General features: G+C 71.8%; 16 protein-coding genes, 1 other RNA gene and 1 riboswitch. Of the genes, 12 read left to right on the top strand and 5 right to left on the bottom strand.

Annotated elements, in window-relative coordinates; all coding sequences use genetic code 11:
- The 6 genes from ETP66_RS02780 to fni all read left to right on the top strand — a co-directional run bounded on the left by ETP66_RS02780 (position 1) and on the right by fni (position 6,417).
- Positions 1–1,164: a cytochrome P450 gene (locus ETP66_RS02780; protein ID WP_130840396.1), complete on the top strand. Its 1,164-nt coding sequence runs from the start codon at positions 1–3 to the stop codon at positions 1,162–1,164.
- Positions 1,161–1,862, top strand: coding sequence for a lycopene cyclase domain-containing protein (locus ETP66_RS02775; protein WP_130840394.1), 702 nt, complete (start codon positions 1,161–1,163; stop codon positions 1,860–1,862). Before ETP66_RS02780 ends, ETP66_RS02775 begins: the two co-directional genes overlap by 4 nt.
- Positions 1,859–2,527: a lysophospholipid acyltransferase family protein gene (locus ETP66_RS02770; RefSeq protein ID WP_130840392.1), complete on the top strand. Its 669-nt coding sequence runs from the start codon at positions 1,859–1,861 to the stop codon at positions 2,525–2,527. The genes ETP66_RS02775 and ETP66_RS02770 overlap by 4 nt, the downstream gene beginning before the upstream one ends.
- Positions 2,524–3,561, top strand: coding sequence for a glycosyltransferase family 2 protein (locus tag ETP66_RS02765; RefSeq protein ID WP_130840390.1), 1,038 nt, complete (start codon positions 2,524–2,526; stop codon positions 3,559–3,561). The genes ETP66_RS02770 and ETP66_RS02765 overlap by 4 nt, the downstream gene beginning before the upstream one ends.
- 286 nt (positions 3,562–3,847) lie before the next feature.
- Positions 3,848–5,416: a phytoene desaturase family protein gene (gene crtI, locus ETP66_RS02760; protein WP_130840388.1), complete on the top strand. Its 1,569-nt coding sequence runs from the start codon at positions 3,848–3,850 to the stop codon at positions 5,414–5,416.
- Positions 5,413–6,417 (top strand): type 2 isopentenyl-diphosphate Delta-isomerase, encoded by a 1,005-nt coding sequence (gene fni / locus ETP66_RS02755; protein WP_130840386.1) that lies wholly within the window; start codon positions 5,413–5,415, stop codon positions 6,415–6,417. The genes crtI and fni overlap by 4 nt, the downstream gene beginning before the upstream one ends.
- A gap of 3 nt (positions 6,418–6,420) precedes the next feature.
- Here fni and ETP66_RS02750 read toward each other — a convergent pair whose 3' ends face one another.
- The 5 genes from ETP66_RS02750 to ssrA all read right to left on the bottom strand — a co-directional run bounded on the left by ETP66_RS02750 (position 6,421) and on the right by ssrA (position 12,202).
- A complete protein-coding gene (locus tag ETP66_RS02750) occupies positions 6,421–8,544 on the bottom strand; it encodes a vWA domain-containing protein (protein ID WP_130840384.1) in 2,124 nt (707 codons plus the stop codon).
- Positions 8,545–8,629: 85 nt separating this feature from the next.
- The gene (locus ETP66_RS02745) at positions 8,630–9,829 is read right to left on the bottom strand and encodes a bifunctional 3,4-dihydroxy-2-butanone-4-phosphate synthase/GTP cyclohydrolase II (RefSeq protein ID WP_130840382.1); all 1,200 of its coding nucleotides are present in this window, start codon (positions 9,827–9,829) and stop codon (positions 8,630–8,632) included.
- A complete protein-coding gene (locus ETP66_RS02740; RefSeq protein WP_130840380.1) occupies positions 9,830–10,414 on the bottom strand; it encodes a riboflavin synthase in 585 nt (194 codons plus the stop codon).
- Positions 10,415–11,548, bottom strand: a complete 1,134-nt coding sequence (gene ribD, locus ETP66_RS02735) for a bifunctional diaminohydroxyphosphoribosylaminopyrimidine deaminase/5-amino-6-(5-phosphoribosylamino)uracil reductase RibD (RefSeq protein ID WP_130840378.1) — start codon at positions 11,546–11,548, stop codon at positions 10,415–10,417.
- Positions 11,549–11,550: 2 nt separating this feature from the next.
- Positions 11,551–11,672, bottom strand: a riboswitch (FMN riboswitch).
- Between the two features lie 180 nt (positions 11,673–11,852).
- Positions 11,853–12,202, bottom strand: a transfer-messenger RNA (tmRNA) gene (gene ssrA, locus ETP66_RS02730).
- A gap of 160 nt (positions 12,203–12,362) precedes the next feature.
- On the opposite strand from ssrA, the gene rimP reads away from it, so the two are divergent.
- The 6 genes from rimP to secD all read left to right on the top strand — a co-directional run bounded on the left by rimP (position 12,363) and on the right by secD (position 18,532).
- A complete protein-coding gene (gene rimP / locus ETP66_RS02725; protein WP_130840377.1) occupies positions 12,363–12,788 on the top strand; it encodes a ribosome maturation factor RimP in 426 nt (141 codons plus the stop codon).
- A gap of 14 nt (positions 12,789–12,802) precedes the next feature.
- Positions 12,803–13,963, top strand: a complete 1,161-nt coding sequence (gene nusA / locus ETP66_RS02720; protein WP_130840375.1) for a transcription termination factor NusA — start codon at positions 12,803–12,805, stop codon at positions 13,961–13,963.
- Entirely contained in the window at positions 13,963–14,238 is a 276-nt protein-coding gene (locus tag ETP66_RS02715) for a YlxR family protein (RefSeq protein ID WP_130840373.1), read from the top strand. Before nusA ends, ETP66_RS02715 begins: the two co-directional genes overlap by 1 nt.
- Positions 14,207–15,922 (top strand): translation initiation factor IF-2, encoded by a 1,716-nt coding sequence (gene infB, locus ETP66_RS02710; RefSeq protein ID WP_130840371.1) that lies wholly within the window; start codon positions 14,207–14,209, stop codon positions 15,920–15,922. Before ETP66_RS02715 ends, infB begins: the two co-directional genes overlap by 32 nt.
- A gap of 6 nt (positions 15,923–15,928) precedes the next feature.
- A complete protein-coding gene (locus tag ETP66_RS02705; protein ID WP_130840369.1) occupies positions 15,929–16,228 on the top strand; it encodes a hypothetical protein in 300 nt (99 codons plus the stop codon).
- 93 nt (positions 16,229–16,321) lie between these two features.
- Positions 16,322–18,532, top strand: coding sequence for a protein translocase subunit SecD (secD, locus tag ETP66_RS02700; RefSeq protein WP_130840367.1), 2,211 nt, complete (start codon positions 16,322–16,324; stop codon positions 18,530–18,532).
- Positions 18,533–18,634 lie beyond the last annotated feature (102 nt).

Here is an 18,634-nt window from a genome sequence, read left to right as displayed (position 1 = left end):
ATGACCGCCACCTTGGACCTCAAAGAGGCCCTGCCCGACCTGAGGCGGCTCCGGGAAGACCCCCTCGCCACCCTCTTGGCCTGGGGCCGGGCGCACCCCCGGCTGCGCCTACCCCTGCCGGGGATAGCCCTCCACCTGGTCTTCGACCCCCAAGGGGTGGAAAAGGTCCTCCACGCCACCGACCACAAGGCCACCTTCCAGTATCAGGAGCTTTCCCGGCTTACGGGGCGGGGCCTCCTCACCGATTGGGGAGAAGGGTATAAGGCCGCCCGCAAGGCCCTCAAGGACCCCTTCCTGCCCAAGGCGGTGGCCGCCTACCGCCCCCTTTGGGAGGAGGAGGCCGAGGCCTTCTTCGCCCCCTGGCGCCCCGGGGAGCGGCGGGACTTGGACCGGGAAATGCTCCACCTCTCCCTGCGCTTTCTGGGCCGGGCCCTTTGGGGGAAGACCCTCCCCGAGCGGATCGCCGAGCTGGCCCTCGCCGCCCTGGAGCGGATCGTGGAGAGGATGCAAAACCCCTTCTCGCGGCTGGACCTCCTGGCGGAGTGGCGCTTCCATCGGCAGCGGCGGGCCCTCGAGGCGGCCGCCCTGTCCCTCCTGGAAGAACCCCCCCTCTCCGCCCTCCCCCGGGAAAGGGCCCTGGCGGAGGCCAAGACCCTCCTGGTGGCGGGGCACGAAACCACGGCCAGCGCCCTCACCTGGAGCCTCTACCTCCTCTCCCACAGGCCGGACTGGCAGGAGAGGGTGGCGGAAAGCGAGGCCCACGCCCTGGCCGCCTTCCAGGAGGCCCTGAGGCTTTACCCCCCCGCCTGGATCCTCACCCGCAAGGCCGCGGCCCCTCTGGACCTGGGGGAGGAGCGGGTGCCCGCGGGGAGCACCGTGGTCCTCTCCCCCTACGTGACCCACCGCCTCCACTTCCCCGAGGGGGAGGCCTTCCGCCCGGAGCGCTTCCTGCAGGAAAGGGGCACCCCTTCCGGGCGCTACTTCCCCTTCGGCCTGGGGAGAAGGCTCTGCCTGGGGCGGGACTTCGCCCTCCTGGAAGGCCCCGTGGCCCTCATGGCCCTCTTCCGCCGCTTCCGCCTCGCCCCCCTTCCCGAGCCTCGGGCACACGCCGGGGTCACCCTGCGGCCCCAGGGGGGCCTGTGGGTTACCTTGGAGGCGGGATGACCTACCTGCAGTTCCACCTGGTCTTCCTCCTACCGCCGCTGATCCTGCTCCTCCTCTGGGCCCGGCCCAGGCCCCCGAGGCTATGGGCTTACCTCCTCATGCCCCTCATCGCCTTCCTCTACACCACCCCCTGGGACAACTACCTGGTCTGGCGGGAGGTCTGGGGCTACCCCGAGGGGCGGGTGCTCTTCCGCATCGGCTATGTGCCCTTTGAGGAGTACCTCTTCTTCCTCCTCCAGCCCCTCCTCACCGGGGCCCTCCTCCTCCGCCTCGCCGGGGAGCCCCCAAGCCCGGGCCCGGGCCTCGCCCGGGTGGTGGGTGGAGGGATCTGGCTCCTGGTGGACGCCCTCGGGGTCCTCCTCCTGGCCCTGGGGGGGCCCTACCTCTACCTGGGCCTCATCCTGGCCTACTTCGTCCCCATCTTCGTGCTGCAGTGGGCCTTCGGGGGGGATCTCCTTTGGGCCTGGCGCGGGCCCCTCCTCCTCGGGGTCCTCCTCCCCACCCTCTACCTCTGGTTCGCCGACTTCTGGGCCATCACCCGGGAGGGGATCTGGTGGATCTCCGAGGCCTACACCCTGGGGGTGAAGGCCTGGGGGCTTCCCCTAGAGGAGATGGCCTTCTTCCTCTTCACCAACCTGGCCATCGTCCAAGGCCTCCTCCTGGCCTGGCACCCCGAGGCCCTGAAGCGGCTGCGATGACCCTGGACCCCAGGCGTCCTTTCGCCCGCCTCCTGCGGGCCTTGGTGGAGGCCATGCTCCTCGGGAGCCTCAAGGGGGGCCTGCGGGGGGTGTACCTCAGGGGGGAGGTGCCGGGGGGCCCCCTGGTCCTGGCCATGAACCACCACAGCTTCTACGACGGGCACCTGGTCTGGTTTCTGGCCCGGTGGGCCAGGAGGCCCGCAAGCCTCCTGGTGGCGGAGGAAAACCTCAGGGCCTTCCCCGTCCTGGCCCTGGCAGGGGCCCTCGAGGCCAGGCGGGTGCGGGAGGCCCTGAGGCGCCTGCAGCGGGGAGAGTGGGCGGCGGTCTTCCCCGAGGGGGCCATGCGCTACCCCGGCCCCCTGGGCCCCTTGCGCCCCGGGGCGGCCTGGCTCTCCGCCAGGGCCAAGGTGCCCCTCCTTCCCGTGGCCTGCCGGGTGGTCCTGCGGGGCTTTGAGCACCCCGAGGCCTTCCTGTGGGTGGGGGAGCCCCTTCCCCCCGAGGGGGACCTGGAGGGGACCCTGGGGGGCCTCCTCGCCCGCCTGGACGCCCTCCTGGCCCGGACCCACCCCCGGGAGGTGCCCGAGGGCTTCCGGGAGGCCTTGCGGGGGCGGCGGAGCCTGGAGGAGCGGGTGAGGCCCCTGGTGGAGGCCGTGCGGCGGCTATGAGCCCCTTCCAGGCCTTTGACTTCTTCTTCGGGGTCTTCCTCTTCCTCCTCCTGCGCCTTCTCGCCCTCCTCTATAACCTCCTCCGTTTTCCCCGCCTGGCCCCTAAGCCCACGCCCCCTAGGCCCACCGCCTCCCTCCTGGTCCCGGCCCGGAACGAGGCGGAAAACCTGAGGCGCACCCTCCCCGCCCTCCTGGGGCAGGGGGCCCTGGAGGTCCTGGTCCTGGACGACGGCTCGGAGGACGGCACGGGGGAGGTGGCCCGGGCCCTGGGGGCGGGGCACCCGGGCTTCCGCCTCCTGAAGGGCAAGCCCCTGCCCTCGGGCTGGACGGGCAAGAACTGGGCCTGCTGGCAGCTGGCCCAGGAGGCCCGGGGGGAGGTTCTGGTCTTCACCGACGCCGACGTGCGCTGGGAGGAAGGGGCCCTGGGGGGGCTCTTGGAGGGGCTAAAGGGTGCGGACCTCCTCTCCGCCCTGCCCCGCCAGGAGGCCAGGGGGCCCTTTGCGGGAGCCCTGGTCCCCTTCGTGATGGGGGGGCTTTTCTCCTTCCTGCCCCACCCCCTATTGGAAGCCCTCCGGGTGGCCAACGGCCAGGTGCTGGCCTTCCGCCGGGAGGCCTACTTCGCCCAGGGGGGGCACCGGGCGGTGCGGGGGGAGGTGCTGGAGGACGTGGCCCTGGCCAGGCGGGCGCTCCGGTTCCGCCTGGCCCTGGGAGCGGCCCTCTTTTCCGTGGAGATGTACCGGGGCTACCGGGAGGCGGTAGAGGGCTTCGGCAAAAACTTCCTGGAGATCCACCTCAAAAACCCCGCGGTCCTCTTGGGAAGCGCCTTCTACCACCTCGCCCTCTACACCCTTCCCTGGGCCCTGGGCCGCTGGGAGCTGGGGCTTTTGGGGTTTGTGGAGAGGCTTCTGGTCCGGGCCGCCCTGGGGGGCTCCCTGGCGGCGGTCCTCCTCACCCCCCTGGCCCCGGTGCTCCTCCTGCCCGTCTACCTTCAGGCCCTCCTCCCCGGGAAGCGTTGGAAGGGGCGGGCCCTTTAGGGACCAAGTGCCTGTGCACCAAGGTTGCCTAAAGGCTCAGGTGGCTTTTCCCTGGGCTTTCCGGGGCCCCCGTCGTGGCGCAAGCCACGACGGGGTACTTAAAACCCCTGGGGGCCCGGCCTTGCCTCCCCCTGAGGCAGGGCCCCCCGCCCGTTCGCCGGGGACCAGGTGCCCCGGGAGGGGGCCGCGGCCCTGCCCCGTGCCCCGCCCGGGCCGAGGCCCCCCGAGGGGGCAGTGTGGGCAGGGCCTAACTCCTCGGGGAACGGCCCCTGGTAGACTGCTCCCCATGCGAGCCATCGTCATCGGAAGCGGCGTGGGCGGCCTTTCCGCCGCCATACGCCTGGCGGCCATGGGCCTCGAGGTCCTGGTCCTGGAGAAGCTGGAGGGCCCCGGGGGAAGGGCCCGGGTGCACCGGGCCGAGGGCTTTACCTTTGACATGGGGCCCACGGTGATCACCGTGCCCCAGTTCCTGGAAGACCTCTTCGCCACCCGCCCGGGGGAGCCCCGGCTCTACCCCGACTTTCCCCAAGAGGGGGGCCTCCGGCACACCCCCCGGTACGTGGAGATCGTCCCCTTAGACCCCTTCTACCGCATCCACTTCCCGGACGGCACCCACTTCGACTACAACGACGACCGGGAACACCTCCTCGGGGAGATCCGCCGCCTGGCCCCAGAGGACCTCGAGGGCTACCTCCGCTTCGAGAAGGACGCCCGGGCCATCTTCCAGCGGGGCTTCCTCGAGCTTGGCTTCACCCACTTCGGGAGCTTTTGGGACCTCCTCCGGGTGGCCCCGGACCTCCTCAGGCTGGACGCGGTCCGCCCCCTCTTCTCCTTCGTGAAGAAGTACTTCCAGAACCCCAAGATGCGCCGGGTCTTCTCCTTTGAAAGCCTCCTCATCGGGGGGAACCCCCTATCCGTCCCCGCCATCTACGCCATGATCCACTTCGTGGAGCGGAACTGGGGGGTGCACTTCGCCATGGGGGGGACGGGAGCCCTGGTGCGGGGGCTGGTGCGGAAGCTGGAGGAGCTGGGGGGCAGGATCCGCTACCGCGCCCCCGTGCGCCGCATCCTCACCCGGAAGGGCCGGGTGGTGGGGGTGGTGCTGGAAGACGGGGAGCGCCTGGACGCCGACCTGGTGGTCTCCAACGCGGACTACGTGCACACCTACGGGGAGCTCCTGGCCCCGGAGGACCGCCTTTGGCACGGGGACTGGCGGCTTGGGCGCACCCGGCTTTCCATGAGCCTCTTCGTGGCCTACTTCGGCTTCCGCGCCCGGGGGGACGAGGGGGAAAAGCTCCGCCACCACAACGTCCTCCTCTCCGAGCGCTACGAGGGGCTTCTAAGGGACATCTTCATCCGCAAGGTCCTCCCCGAGGACTTCGCCCACTACCTCCACCTCCCCACCCTCACCGACCCCTCCCTGGCCCCCCCGGGGCACCACGCCGCCTACACCCTGGTGCCCGTGCCCCACAACGGGAGCGGCCTGGACTGGCGGGAGCTCGGCCCCCGCTACCTGGAAAAGGCCCTGGGGTATCTGGACGAGGCGGGCTACCTCCCCGGGCTCAGGGACCGCCTGGTCTACACCCACTTCATCACCCCGGACTACTTCCAGTGGACCCTCAACAGCCACCTGGGGAACGCCTTTGGCCCCGAACCCGTGCTCTGGCAGACGGCCTCCTTCCGGCCCAGGAACCGCTCGGAAGACGTCAAGGGCCTCTACCTGGTGGGCCAGAGCTACCAGCCGGGGGCGGGCCTGCCCAGCGTGATGATGTCCGCCAAGATGACCGCCCGGCTCATCGCCCACGACCTGGGGCTGGAGCGGGCCCCCAAGGCCCTCCTGGAGGCCCGGGCTTGAACATCCAGGAGAGGAAGCGCAAGCACCTGGAGGCCTGCCTCCAGGGGGAGGTGGCCTACCAGAGGACCACCACGGGCTTTGAAGGGTACCGCCTCCGCTACCAGGCCCTGGCGGGCTTGGCCCTAGAGGAGGTGGACCTCACCACCCCCTTCTTGGGCAAGGTCCTGAAGGCCCCCTTCCTCATCGGGGCCATGACCGGGGGGGAGGAAAACGGGGAGCGGATCAACCTGGCCCTGGCGGAGGCGGCCGAGGCCCTGGGGGTGGGGATGATGCTGGGCTCGGGGCGCATCGTCCTGGAACGGCCCGAGGCCCTAAGGAGCTTCCGGGTGCGCAAGGTGGCCCCCAAAGTTCTCCTCATCGCCAACCTGGGCCTGGCCCAGCTCCGGCGCTACGGGCGGGAGGACCTCCTGCGGCTGGTGGAGATGCTGGAGGCGGACGCCCTGGCCCTCCACGTGAACCCCCTGCAGGAGGCGGTGCAGCGGGGGGACACGGACTTCCGGGGGCTTCTGGAGCGCCTGGCAGCGCTCCTTCCCCTCCCCTTCCCCGTCCTGGTGAAGGAGGTGGGGCACGGGCTTTCCCGGGAGGCGGCCTTGGCCCTCAAGGGCCTTCCCCTGGCGGCCTTGGACGTGGCCGGGGCCGGGGGGACCAGCTGGGCCCGGGTGGAGGAGTGGGTGCGCTATGGGGAGGTGCGCCACCCGGAGCTTTGCGAGATCGGCATCCCCACGGCCAGGGCCATAAGGGAGGTGCGGGAGGTCCTCCCCGAGATCCCCCTCATCGCCTCCGGGGGGGTCTACACGGGCACGGACGCGGTGAAGGCCCTGGCCCTGGGGGCCGACTTGGTGGCGGCGGCGAGGCCTCTTCTGCGGCCCGCCCTGGAGGGACCCGGAGCCGTCCAGGCCTTCCTCGGGGACTACCTTCAGGAGATGCGCACCGCCCTCTTCGCCATCGGGGCCAGGGCCCCGAAGGAGGCCCGGGGGCGGGTGGAGGCCGCCTGGGGCTAGGCGCTAAACCGCCCCCCGGGGCCGGGAGGCCCGGGCCTCCAGGAGGCGCTCCAGGAGGAAAAGGGCCAGGGCCAGGGCCAGGAGATAGGGGCGGAGGCCCAAGGGGGCGGCCACAGGCCCTCCCAGCTCCTCGGGGGTGAGGAGCCGACCCCCGCTCCCCTCCGCCAGGGCGCGGAGGACCGCGCGCCCGTCCACCGGGGCCCATTCCCCGGCGGGGGGCAGGGCGAGGGGCACCCGCCGCCCGCGGTCCAGGAGCACCCCCTCCCCCGGGAGCCGGGCCTCGAACCGCCCGGGGGCCACGGGCACCAGGGGGGTTTCCCGCCCGCCCGCCAGGGCCACCGGGGCCTCCAGATCCCCCAGGACCGCCACCTGCACTCCCCCTGCCTCAGGGTAGGCGTACAGGGCCAGGGCCCGTCGGCTGCCCATCAGGTACCGGGCCAGCCCCCCCAGAAACCCCGCCGCCGCCTCCCACTCCCCCCAGGAGCGGGAGAGGTCCGTGGCCAGGGCCGCCACCCGGCCCTCCCCCCGCTCCCCCACCGCCAGCACCGCCCGCTCCCCGCTCCAGAGGAGCACCTCCGCCCAGGGCTCGGCCCGGGCGGGGAGGAGGACCCGGGCGGGCGGGGGGAGGAAGCCCTCCGTGAGGGGGTGGGGGCGGGCCTCCAGGGGAAAGGCGCCTTCCACCTCCTCCCCCGCGAAGAGGCGCTCCCCTTCCTGAAGGAAGAGGCGGGGCAGGTCCTGGGGCACGGGGGCGAAGTAGTAGGTCCCGCCCCCGGCCCGGGCCAGGGTCTCCAGGAAGGCCTGGTCCGCCCCCGCCCCCAGGGCCAGGGTGCTGGTGCGCATCCCCGAGGTGCGGGCGAGCTCCAGGATGGGCTCGGGAGGGTCGTAGATGATGCCGTCGGAGAGGACCAGGATCTCCTTGCGCTCCACGGGGAGGTCCTGGAGGGCCAGGACCGCCTCCCGGTAGGCGGGGCCCAGGATCGTCCCCCCGCCCGGGCGGAGGGAGAGGAGGAGGCTTTCCGCTTCCCGCCGCCCCTGGGGGGTCATGGGCCGGGGGGGGAAGAGCCAGCGGGCCTCGCTGCTGAAGAGGACCACCCCCAGGTAGTCGTCCTCGGAGGCGGAGCGCACCAGGCTCAAGGCCCCCTGCACCGCCATCTCCAGGCGGCGCTCCTCCGCCATGCTCCCCGAAACGTCCAGGACCAGGACCAGGGCCGCCCCCCGGCGGTTTAGGGGCTTGAGGGGGAGGTCCTCGGCCAGGAAGCGGTCCCAACCGCCGAAGAAGAGGCCCTTGGGGGTGGCGGTGAAGAGGAGGCCCCCGCCCCGGTGGAGGTAGGCCCTGAGGGCCTCCACCGCCCCCTCCGGCAGGTCGGCCACCCCCAGGCCCACCGCCACCAGGTCGGCCTCCAGGGGCAGGCGGAAGGGGCCTTCCTCCACCTGGAAGCCCTGGGCCTCCAGGTAGCGGGCCAGGGCCGGATCCCCCAGGACCAGGGCCCGGCCCCGGTCCGCGGGGGCCAGGCGGACCTCCGCCTCCCTCACCCCCCACTCCCCCTCCACCCGGGCCCGCACCCGGGCCTCCCCGGTAAGGGAAAAGGCGTAGACCAGGCTCCGCCGGCCCTCCACCCGCAGGGAGCGCTCCAGGATGCCCCCCGGGCCCTCCACCCTTAGCCGGGCCTCGGCGGGCACGGGAGCCTCCAGGACCACCCCCACCCCCACGGTCTCCCCGTAGAGGGGGTAGGGCGGGGGGACGAGGCGCACCGCCACCTGGGGACTGGGGGGGACGTGGACCGCGTCCAGGGGAAAGGGCGGGGGCACGGGCTCCAGGAGCCCGTCGGAGACCAGGACCACCCGCTGGGCCCCCAGGGCCTCCGCCTCCCGGAAGGCGGCCCTCAGGTCCGTCCCCTCCCCCAGGTCCAGCCTGCGGGCGGTGGGGGCGGGCAGGCGCACCGCCCGCTCGGCAAAGGCCACGTAGATCCCGTCCCGGGGCAGGCTCCCCGCCACGGCGAAAACCCCCTCCCGAGCCGAGGGGGAGAAGTCCAGGAGGTAGACCACCCGGGCGGGCGCGGGCCACCTGGGGTCCAGGAAGGCCAGGAGCAGGAAGAGGAGCACCGCCCCCCGCAGGGCCCAGAGCATGCCCCCATGCTAGCCCAAGGCGGGGCCATCCCGCCGTAGCCGGGCTCCCCAAAGGGCCCCGCCCCCCGGTCCGCGCGGGGGGGCCTCAGTCCATCCAGTGCCCCAGCTTCTCCTTCTTGGCCTGAAGGTAGCGCTCGTTGAAGGGGTTGTCCCCGGCCCGCAAGGGGAGGCGCTCCACGATGGCGATGCCGAAGCCGGAAAGAGCCCGCACCTTGCGGGGGTTGTTGGTGAGGAGGCGCATCCGGCGCACCCCCAGGTCGTAGAGGATCTGGGCCCCCACCCCGTAGTCCCGGAGGTCCGGGGGAAAGCCCAGGGCCAGGTTGGCCTCCACGGTGTCCAGGCCCCCATCCTGCAGCGCGTAGGCGCGGATCTTGTTGACCAGGCCGATCCCCCGCCCCTCCTGGCGGAGGTAGACCAAGACCCCCTTCCCCTCCTGGGCGATCCGCTCCAGGGCCAGGTCCCGCTGGAAGCCGCAGTCGCAGCGCAAGGAGTGGAGGGCGTCCCCCGTGAGGCACTCGGAGTGCATGCGCACCAGGACGGGCTCCTCTGCCTCCCAACGGCCCATCACCAAGGCGGCGTGCTCCTCCCCGGTGAGGGCGTCCCGGTAGGCCAGGACCCGGAACTCCCCGAAGCGGGTGGGCAGGAGGGCCTCGGCCTCCCGGCGCACGTAACGGTCCCCCTTCTCCAGGCGGTAGCGGATGAGGTCGGCGATGGTGCCCACCTTGAGGCCGTGCTTCCGGGCGAAGTCCAGGAGATCCGGCAGGCGGGCCATGGTGCCGTCCTCCTTGAGGATCTCGATGAGGCTCCCCACCGGGGTGAGGCCGGCGAGGCGCAGGAGGTCCACGGTGGCCTCGGTGTGGCCGGCCCGCCGCAGGACCCCTCCGGGCCGGGCCATCAGGGGGAAGACGTGCCCCGGGCGGCGGAAGTCCTGGGGTCCCGCCTCGGGGTCCGCCAGGAGCCTTATGGTGGCCGCCCGCTCGAAGGCGGAGATCCCCGTGGTGGTGCCCCGGGCGTCCACGCTCACGGTGAAGCGGGTGCCCTGGGGGTCCTGGTTGCGCTCCACCATGAGGGGGAGGTCCAGGGCCTTAGCCCTTTCCTCGGGCAGGGCCACGCAGAGGAGGCCCCGGCACTCCCGGAGCATGAAGTTCACCCACTCCGGGGTGGCGTGCTCCGCGGCCATGATCAGGTCGCCCTCGTTCTCCCGGTCCTCGTCGTCCACCAGGATCACCGGGCGGCCCTGGCGCAGCTCCTCCAGAAGTTCCCCAACGCTGGCCAGATCCTCCATTCACCCCCCCTTAAGGAGCCTTTCCAGGTAGCGGGCGATGAGGTCCACCTCCAGGTTCACCCCGTCCCCAGGCCGCAGGCGGCCCAGGTTGGTGACCCTCAGGGTATGAGGGATGAGGGTGACGAAGAAGGCCTCCCCCTTAAGGCCCGCCACCGTGAGGGAGACCCCGTTCAGGGCCACGCTCCCCTTCTCGGCGAGGTAGCGGGCGTAGCCCTTGGGGGGACGAAAGAAGTAGTTCCGCGCCCCCGGGGCCTCCTCGATGGCCAGAAGCTCCGCCACCCCGTCCACGTGCCCGGTGACGAAGTGGCCCCCCAAACGGTCCCCTACCCGGAGGGCCCGCTCCAGGTTGGGGCGGTGCCCTACCCGCCAGGTGGGGGCGGTGCGGGCCAGGGTCTCCCGGGCCAGCTCCACCTCAAAACCCTCCCCGTCCACCGCCACCGCGGTGAGGCAGGCCCCGTCCACCGCCACCGAGTCCCCCACCTTCAGGTCCGCGAGCGCCTCCTTGGCGGCAATCCTGACCCTCAGGAAGGGACCCTCCTCCACCCTGACGATCTCGCCCGTTTCCTCTACCAAACCCGTGAACACCTAGACCTCCAGGTACCCCTCCAGCCAAAGGTCCTCTTCCAGCCACTCCCGGCGCGTCAGGCGGAGCTTCCGGGCCTCCGCCACCCGCTCCACCGCCAGGCCTTCCGCCAGCCCCCGGCCCTCCCCCAAAAGCTTCGGGGCCAGGAAGAGGGCCAGCTTGTCCACCAGGCCCCGGGCCAGGAAGGCCCCCGCCAGGGTGGGCCCTGCCTCCAGGAGCACCCCGTCCAGCCCCTCCTCCAGGAGGAAGCCCAGGGCCCCCTCCAGGCTCACCCTCCCCCCCTCCCGGGGGAGCTCCACCACCCGGGCCCCCGCCCGCTCCAAGGCGGCGAGCCGCTCCTTGGGGGCCCCTTTTCCCACCAGCAGGTAGACCCGGGCGGGCTCCCCCCGGGGACCGGGCCGGAAGAGGCGGGCGGTGGGGGGAGTGCGGGCCTCGGTGTCCAGGACCACCTTCGCCGGGTCCCGCAAGGGGGGGGGCTCCAGCATGAGGGGGAAGGGGCGGAAGTCGGGCTCCCGCACCGTGAGGGCGGGGTCGTCCTGGAGGACGGTCCCCACCCCCACGGCCACCGCGGGGAGCCCCTGGCGGTAGGCCTGGGCCACCCGGCGGCTCGCCTCCGAGGAGACCCAGCGGGCGTCCCCGCTCGGGGCAGCGGCCTTCCCGTCCAGGGTCAGGGCCGCCTTGAGGAGGACGAAGGGCCGGCCCGTCTTCTGGACGTGGAAGAACACCTCGTTCTGCGCCCGGGCCTCGGCCTCGAGGAGCCCGGCCTCCACCGCCACCCCCGCCGCCCGGAGCCGCTCCAAGCCCCCCTGGGCCAGGGGGTTCTCCTCCCGGGCCGCCACCACCACCCGGGCCACCCCCGCCTGCAGCAGGGCCAGGGAGCAGGGAGGGGTGCGGCCGAAGTGGGCGCAGGGCTCCAGGGAGACGTAGGCCGTGGCCCCCCGGGCCAGCTCCCCCGCCTGGCTCAGGGCGAGGACCTCCGCGTGGGCCTCCCCGGCCCGGGGGTGGTAGCCCTCCCCCACCACCCGGCCCTCCCGCACCAGGACCGCCCCCACCAGGGGGTTGGGGTGGGTGTGACCCCTGGCCCGTTCCGCCAGCTGCAGGGCTCTACGGAGGAAGCGCTCGTCCAGCTCTCGCAAAGGCCCTCCTTCTCCCATCCGGACTGTCACCGTCGGCCCCGGAGTTCCACCGGGTCGGGCCCCCTGGGGGGCTTCGCGGGCTTTCACCGCCGGTGGGGACTTCCACCCCGCCCCGAAGGAGGTGCCAGGCGGCACCAAGCCCACTTTAGCAGGTCTAAACGCCGATGCACAGCCCCGGTGAGGGCGAAAGGGAGGGCTCACGGCCCCCCCGGAGCCCCTACCGTGGGATGGGCCACGATGGATACCCGGCGAAGAGCCCCCCACCCCACGGAAAAGGGAAGGGGCGCCCTTGGGGGCGCCCTTCTGGTGGAGGTGGGGGGAGTCGAACCCCCGTCCGAGAGTCCCTACGGCGGCCTTCTACGCGCGTAGTCCGCGTTTGGGGTGTCCCCCTGGATTGGCCCGCGGACGGGCGGCCAGGGGCAAGCCCCGCTACGCTTCGCCGCAGGCTACGGGGCGTCGCCCACGGCTAGCCGGGTTTGGTGTCCCCGCGCCGACGAGCCCCCGGCAGGGCTTCCGGGCGAGGTCGCGGGCACTAGGCCGCGAGCGCGTAAGCAGGCTTGTTGGCCTTTGTTGGCTTGCGGGTTTTTCCGGGGCCACCCGCACCCCGGCGCGCCGGCCTGCCCTCGGCGACCCCCGTCGAGACCGTTCACCCCCGTGTGGCCAGGCCGGGATGGGACCGGCATCCTTGAGTCTACCCGGCTAAAGGGGTTGTGGTCAAGGGGGTCTTGGGTGTAGACTGGGGCCAGTGCTCCCAAGGGAGGGGGGTGGGTGTAAGCCCACCCTTCCTTTGTGAGGGGAGGCTCAGGAGGTGTCCGTGAAGCTTTGGCGGTTGGTGGAAGAGGCGGTGGCGCCTTTGGACCTCGAGGTCCTGGAGGTCAGGCAGGCCCCGGGGGAGGTCCTGGTGCGCCTGGAGCGCAAGGACGAGAGGCCCATCCGCGTGGCCGACCTGGAGCGGGCGAGCCGGGCCGTAGAGGCCGCCTTGGACCGGGAGGACCCCATCCCCGGCCCCTACCGCCTCCTGGTGGAGTCCCCCGGGCCCAGGCGCCCCCTCTTCACCCGCCGCCACTTCGAGCGCTTCCAGGGCCTCAAGGCCAAGGTGCCGGGGCCCGGGGGCTTCACCGGCCGCATCCTCCGCCTGGAGGGGGAGGAGGTGGTCTTCCTGGTGGGGGCCGAGGAGAAGCGCCTGGCCCTGGGCACCTTCCGCGCCTACCTGGCCGAATGGCCGGCGGAGCCCAGGTGAGAAGGGGGATAGGGATGAACCGGGAGTTTGTGGACGCCATGCAGCACCTGGCCCTGGAGCGAGGGGTGAGCAGCGAGGAGGTCCTGGAAGCCTTCAAGGAGGCCCTGCGCAAGGCCTACATCAAGCGGCAAAAGGGCTACCGCAAGGAGGAGGTGGAGGAGGGCAAGGGCCCGGTGGTGGACGTCTACATCGACCCCCAGACGGGCCGCATCGAGATGGTCGAGGTCCGCACCGTGGTGGAGAAGGTGGAGGACCCCGACAAGGAGATCGCCCTCGCCGAGGCCCTGCAGTACGACCCGGAGGTGCAGCTTGGGGACGAGATGGAGTTCCCCATCGACCCCGAGGGCCTTTCCCGCATGGCCATCCAGGACCTGAGGCAGATCCTCACCCAGCGCCTCAAGGAGTCGGAGCGCAACCGCATCTACAACGAGTACAAGGACAAGGAAGGCCAGGTCCTCACCGGGGTGGTGACCCGGGTGGACAACCGGGGGAACGTCTTCGTGGAGCTGGGCCGGGGGGAGGCCTACCTGCCCAAGGGGGAGCAGATCCCCACGGAGCGCTACTACCCCGGGCAGCGCCTCAAGGTCTACCTGAAAAAGGTGGACCGCTCGGCCAAAGGCCCCTCCCTCCTGGTGAGCCGGGCCCACGAGCGGCTCCTGGAGCACCTCCTGAGGCAGGAGGTGCCGGAGATCGCCGAGGGCATCGTGGAGATCAAGGCCATCGCCCGCGAGCCCGGCCGCCGCAGCAAGGTGGCGGTGACCAGCCACAACCCCAACGTGGACCCCATCGGGGCCTGCATCGGCCACAAGGGGCAGCGCATCCAGGCGGTCTCCGCCGAGCTGGGCCGGGAGAAGGTGGACATCATCCTCTGGGCCAAGGACCCCAGGGACTTCATCAAGAACGCCCTCTCCCCCGCCCAGGTGGGCTCCATCGAGCTGGACCCCGAGGGGAGGAAGGCCCGGGTCAAGGTCACCAAGGACCAGCACTCCCTGGCCATCGGCACCGGGGGGCAGAACGTGCGCCTGGCCTCCAAGCTCACCGGCTACGACATCCACTTCGAGGAGGCGGAGATCTCGGACCTGGACGAGGCCATCCGCAAGGCGGCTCAGGAGGAGGCGGAAGCGGCAAGCCGGGCCAAGGAAGAGTTCGAGCGGCTCTTCAAGGACGTCACCTGATGCGGCGCACCCCCATCCGCATGTGCGTGGCCTGCCGCAAAAGGCGGCCCAAGGGGGAGCTTTTGCGCTTCCTCCTCACCGCGGACGGGTTCCGGATCGATCCCACGGGCAAGCTTCCGGGCCGGGGGGCCTACGTCTGCCCCGACCGCCCGGAGTGCTGGCAAGAGAAGAAGCTGAGGCGCTTTGCCGGTAGCCGCGCCCGGGCTTTGGCGGAGGCCCTGGCGGCCCTTTTAGGAGGTAGGGATGGCCAAAATACGCATCTACCAGCTGGCTAAAGAGCTGGGCATGGGAAACGACGAGCTCCTGGAGCTCCTCTCCCAGATGGGGGTGGCCTACAAGTCCCACGCCTCCACCCTCTCCGAGGAGGACGCGGAGGCGGTGCGGGAACTCATAAAGGAGCAGCGGGGGCTACAGGAGAAGCAGGCGGAGGAGGAGCGCAGGAAAGCCCTGCCCCGGCGTCCGCCCGTGGTGGTCATCATGGGCCACGTGGACCACGGGAAGACCACCCTCCTGGACTACCTGCGCAAAAGCCGCATCGCCGAGAAGGAGGCCGGGGGGATCACCCAGCACGTGGGGGCCTTTGAGGTGAAGACCCCCCAGGGAACCGTGGTCTTCATCGACACCCCGGGCCACGAGGCCTTCACCACCATAAGGCAGCGGGGGGCCCGGGTGGCGGACATCGCCGTCATCGTCATCGCCGCCGACGACGGGGTCATGCCCCAGACGGAGGAGGCCATCGCCCACGCCCAGGCCGCGGGGGCCAAGCTGGTCTTCGCCCTCAACAAGATGGACCTGCCCCAGGCGGATCCCGAAAGGGTGAAGCGCCAGCTCATGGAGCGGGGCTTCGTGCCCGAGGAGTACGGCGGGGACGCTGTCCTCGTGCCCATCAGCGCCAAGACGGGCCAGGGGGTGCAGGACCTTTTGGAGATGATCCTCCTCCTCGCCGAGCTGGAGGACTACCGGGCGGACCCCCAGGCCGAGCCCCGGGGGGTGATCCTGGAGTCCCGGCTGGACAAGCAGGCGGGGATCATCGCCAACCTCCTGGTGCAGGAGGGCACCTTCCGCGTGGGGGACCACGTGGTGGCCGGGGAGGTCTTTGGCCGCATCCGGGCCATGATGGACGCGGACGGCAACCAGCGCAAGGAGGCGGGGCCGGGCAGCGCGGTGCAGGTTCTGGGCTTCAGCGAGCTTCCCCACGCGGGGGACGTGGTGGAGTGGGTGCCCGACCTCGAGGCCGCCAAGGAGATCGCCGAGGAGCGCAAGGAGGAGCGCAAGGCCCGGGAGGAAAGGGAGCTGGAGCACCGTCCCCGGACCATGGCCGACCTCCTCCGGGCCCTGCAGGAGGAGGGGAAGAAGGAGGTCCACCTCATCCTGCGGGCCGACACCCAGGGCTCCTTGGAGGCCATCCAGCACATCCTGGCCAGGGAGGGTACGGGGGAGGTGAAGATCAACGTCCTCCTGGCCCAGGTGGGGGCCCCCACCGAGTCCGACGTGCTCCTGGCCCAGACGGCGAACGCCGCCATCCTGGCCTTCGGGGTGAACCCCGCGGGCTCGGTGAGGAAGGCGGCGGAGCAGAAGGGGGTCCTCCTCAAGACCTTCCGCATCATCTACGACCTCATCGACGAGGTGCGGGCCATGGTGCGGGGGCAGAGGGAGCCACAGTACAAGGAGGAGGTCCTGGGCCGGGCCGAGGTGCGGGCCGTCTTCCGCCTGCCCACGGGCAAGCAGGTGGCGGGCTGCATGGTGACCCAAGGGAGGATCGCCCGGAGCGCCGAGGTGCGGGTGCTGCGCAAGGGGCAGGAGGTCTGGAAGGGCCGGATCGCTAGCCTCAAGCGCTTCAAGGAGGACGTGCGCGAGGTGGCCCAGGGCTACGAGTGCGGGATGGGCCTGGAGGGCTTCGACGACTTCCAGGAGGGGGACGTCCTCGAGGCCTTCCAGGTGGTGGAGGTACCCGCCTAGCGGGAGATGGCCTTGGGGCGGCTCCTCCTCCACCTCGGGACCCTCCTGGCCCTGGCCCTGCAGGGCGCCGCCTGGCCCCTCCCCCGGGAGGCGGAGGAGGCCCGCCTGCTGGCCGGGGGCCCGGTCCTGGCGATCAAGGAGGACCGCCTTGGCCCCCAGGCCCCCCTTCTGAACGCCACCCCTCCCAAGCCCCTCCCCGGGAAGGCCTCGGGGGCCACATCCCACCCCCTGCCCCGCCCACGCGAGGCCCCGCCCCACCCCCCCCTCTACCTCCTCTACGGGCGGCTGCAGCTGGAAGGGGGTTAGCCGCCCGCCTTCGGTCCACGGGGGGAAGCGGCCGTCTGTACCGGCTCTCTCGGCTTCAGGAAAGGGGTTTGCAAAGCGTCTGGGAGGCGTTCGGTGAACCGAAGGTTAGTCACGGGATTGCTGCTCTTGGCCGCCTTCATAGGGGCGGTTTTGGTGGTGTGGAAACCCTGGGCCCCCGAGGAGCCCAAGGTGCGGCTGGGCCTGGACCTCCAGGGGGGACTGAGGGTGGTGCTGGAGGCCGACGTGCCCGAGCCCACCCTGGACGACCTGGAGAAGGCCAGGATCGTCCTCTTGAACCGGATCGACGCCCTGGGGGTGGCCGAGCCCCTGGTCCAACTGGAGGGGCAGAAGCGCATCGTGGTGGAGCTCCCCGGCCTTTCCCAGGCCGACCAGGAGCGGGCCTTGAACCTCATCGGCCAGCGGGCGGTGCTGGAGTTCCGCATCCTGCGGGAGGGAGCCACGGGGGTCACCGTGGCCCAGATCAACCAGGCCCTCCGGGAAAACCCCCGCCTGCGGCGGGAGGATCTGGAGCGGGACCTGATCCGGCCCGAGGACCTGGGCCCCCCCCTCCTCACGGGGGCGGACCTGGCGGATGCCCGGGCGGTCTTCGACCCCTTCGGCCGCCCCCAGGTTTCCCTCACCTTCACCCCGGAGGGGGCGAGGCGCTTTGAGGAGGTCACCCGGGCCAACATCGGCCGGCAGCTGGCGGTGGTCCTGGACGGCAAGGTCTACACCGCCCCCGTCATTCGGCAGGCCATCACCGGCGGGCAGGCGGTGATCGAGGGGCTCGCCAGCCTGGAGGAGGCCAGCGAGATCGCCCTGGTCCTGCGCTCGGGGGCCCTGCCCGTCCCCCTCCAGGTGGCGGAGATCCGGGCCATCGGCCCCACCCTGGGCCAGGACGCCATCGAGGCGGGCCTCCGCGCCGCCCTCATCGGCACCCTGGCCATCTTCCTCCTCATCTTCGCCTACTACGGCCTGAGCCTGGGGATGGTGGTGGCCCTGGGCCTCCTCTACACCGGGGTCCTGATCCTGGGCCTGCTCTCCGGCCTCGGGGCCACCCTCACCCTCCCCGGGATCGCCGGCCTCATCCTCACCCTGGGGGCGGCGGTGGACGGCAACGTCCTCATCCAGGAGCGGATCAAGGAGGAGCTCAGGGCGGGGAAGCGGTTCCGCCAGGCGGTGGCCGAGGGCTTCCGGCACTCCACGGTCACCATCCTGGACGTGAACATCACCCACCTCCTGGCGGCGGCGGCCCTCTACCAGTACGCCACCGGACCCGTGCGGGGCTTCGCGGTGATCCTGGCCATCGGGGTGCTGGCCTCCATGTTCTCCAACCTGGTCTTCAGCCGTTTCCTCTTGGAGAGGATGGCCGAGCGGGGAACCCCCCGGTTCCCCACCTGGTTCCAGCGGCCCAACCTCAACTTCATGCGCCCCGCCCCCCTCATCACCACCCTGAGCCTCCTCCTGGCCCTCCTGGCGGGCGGGGTCATCGGGCTCAAGGGCTTCAACTACAGCATCGACTTCACGGGGGGGACCGCCTACCTGATCCGCACCGGGCCCGAGGTGGAGGTGGAGGGCATCCGGCGCTTCCTGGAGGCGGAAGGGGCCCCGGCGCGGGAGGCGGTGATCTCCCGGGTGGAGGCCCCCCTGGCGGACTACCGGGAGTTCATGGTGAAGCTGCCCCTCCAGGAGGACGCGGCCCGGACCGCCCTGGAGGCCGCCTTTGCCGAGCGGATGGGGGCCTTGGTGCTCCAGTCGGAGACCGTGGGGCCGGCGGTGGGGGCGGAGCTCCGGCGCAACGCCCTCATGGCGGTCCTGGTGGGGCTCGGGCTCATCTTCATCTACATGGCCTTCCGCTTTGACCTGGCCTTCGGGACCGCGGCCCTCATCGCCATCGCCCACGACGTGGCCATCGTGGCGGGGATGTACAGCCTCTTCGGGCTGGAGTTCTCCATCCCCACCATCGCCGCCCTGCTCACGGTGGTGGGCTATTCCATCAACGACTCCATCGTGGTCTCGGACCGCATCCGGGAGAACCTGCGCCTCATGCGGGGGGTGCCCTTCGTGGAGGTGGTGAACCGCTCGGTGAACCAGACCCTCTCCCGGACGGTGATGACCAGCCTCACCACCCTGCTCCCCGTGCTGGCCCTCCTCTTCCTGGGAGGGAGCGTCCTCAGGGACTTCGCCCTGGCCATCTTCGTGGGCATCCTGGTGGGCACCTACAGCTCCATCTACGTGGTGGGGGCCCTGGTGGTCTTCTGGCGGGCTTACCGGGGCCGGAGGGAAAAGGTGCCGAGCCGCTGAGGAGCCCCGGGGAGCCCCCGCCGCGGCCAGGGCCGCGGCGGGGCGTCTTTCGCCCCCTCTGGGACGGGCAAGGTGGCCGAGCCCCTGGCGCGGGAGGGAGGG

It is taken from the genome of Thermus thermamylovorans, assembly GCF_004307015.1.
Lineage (GTDB): Bacteria > Deinococcota > Deinococci > Deinococcales > Thermaceae > Thermus > Thermus thermamylovorans.
The sequence above is the reverse complement of the archived record's forward strand: the minus strand, read 5'-3'. Positions and strand labels throughout refer to the sequence as shown.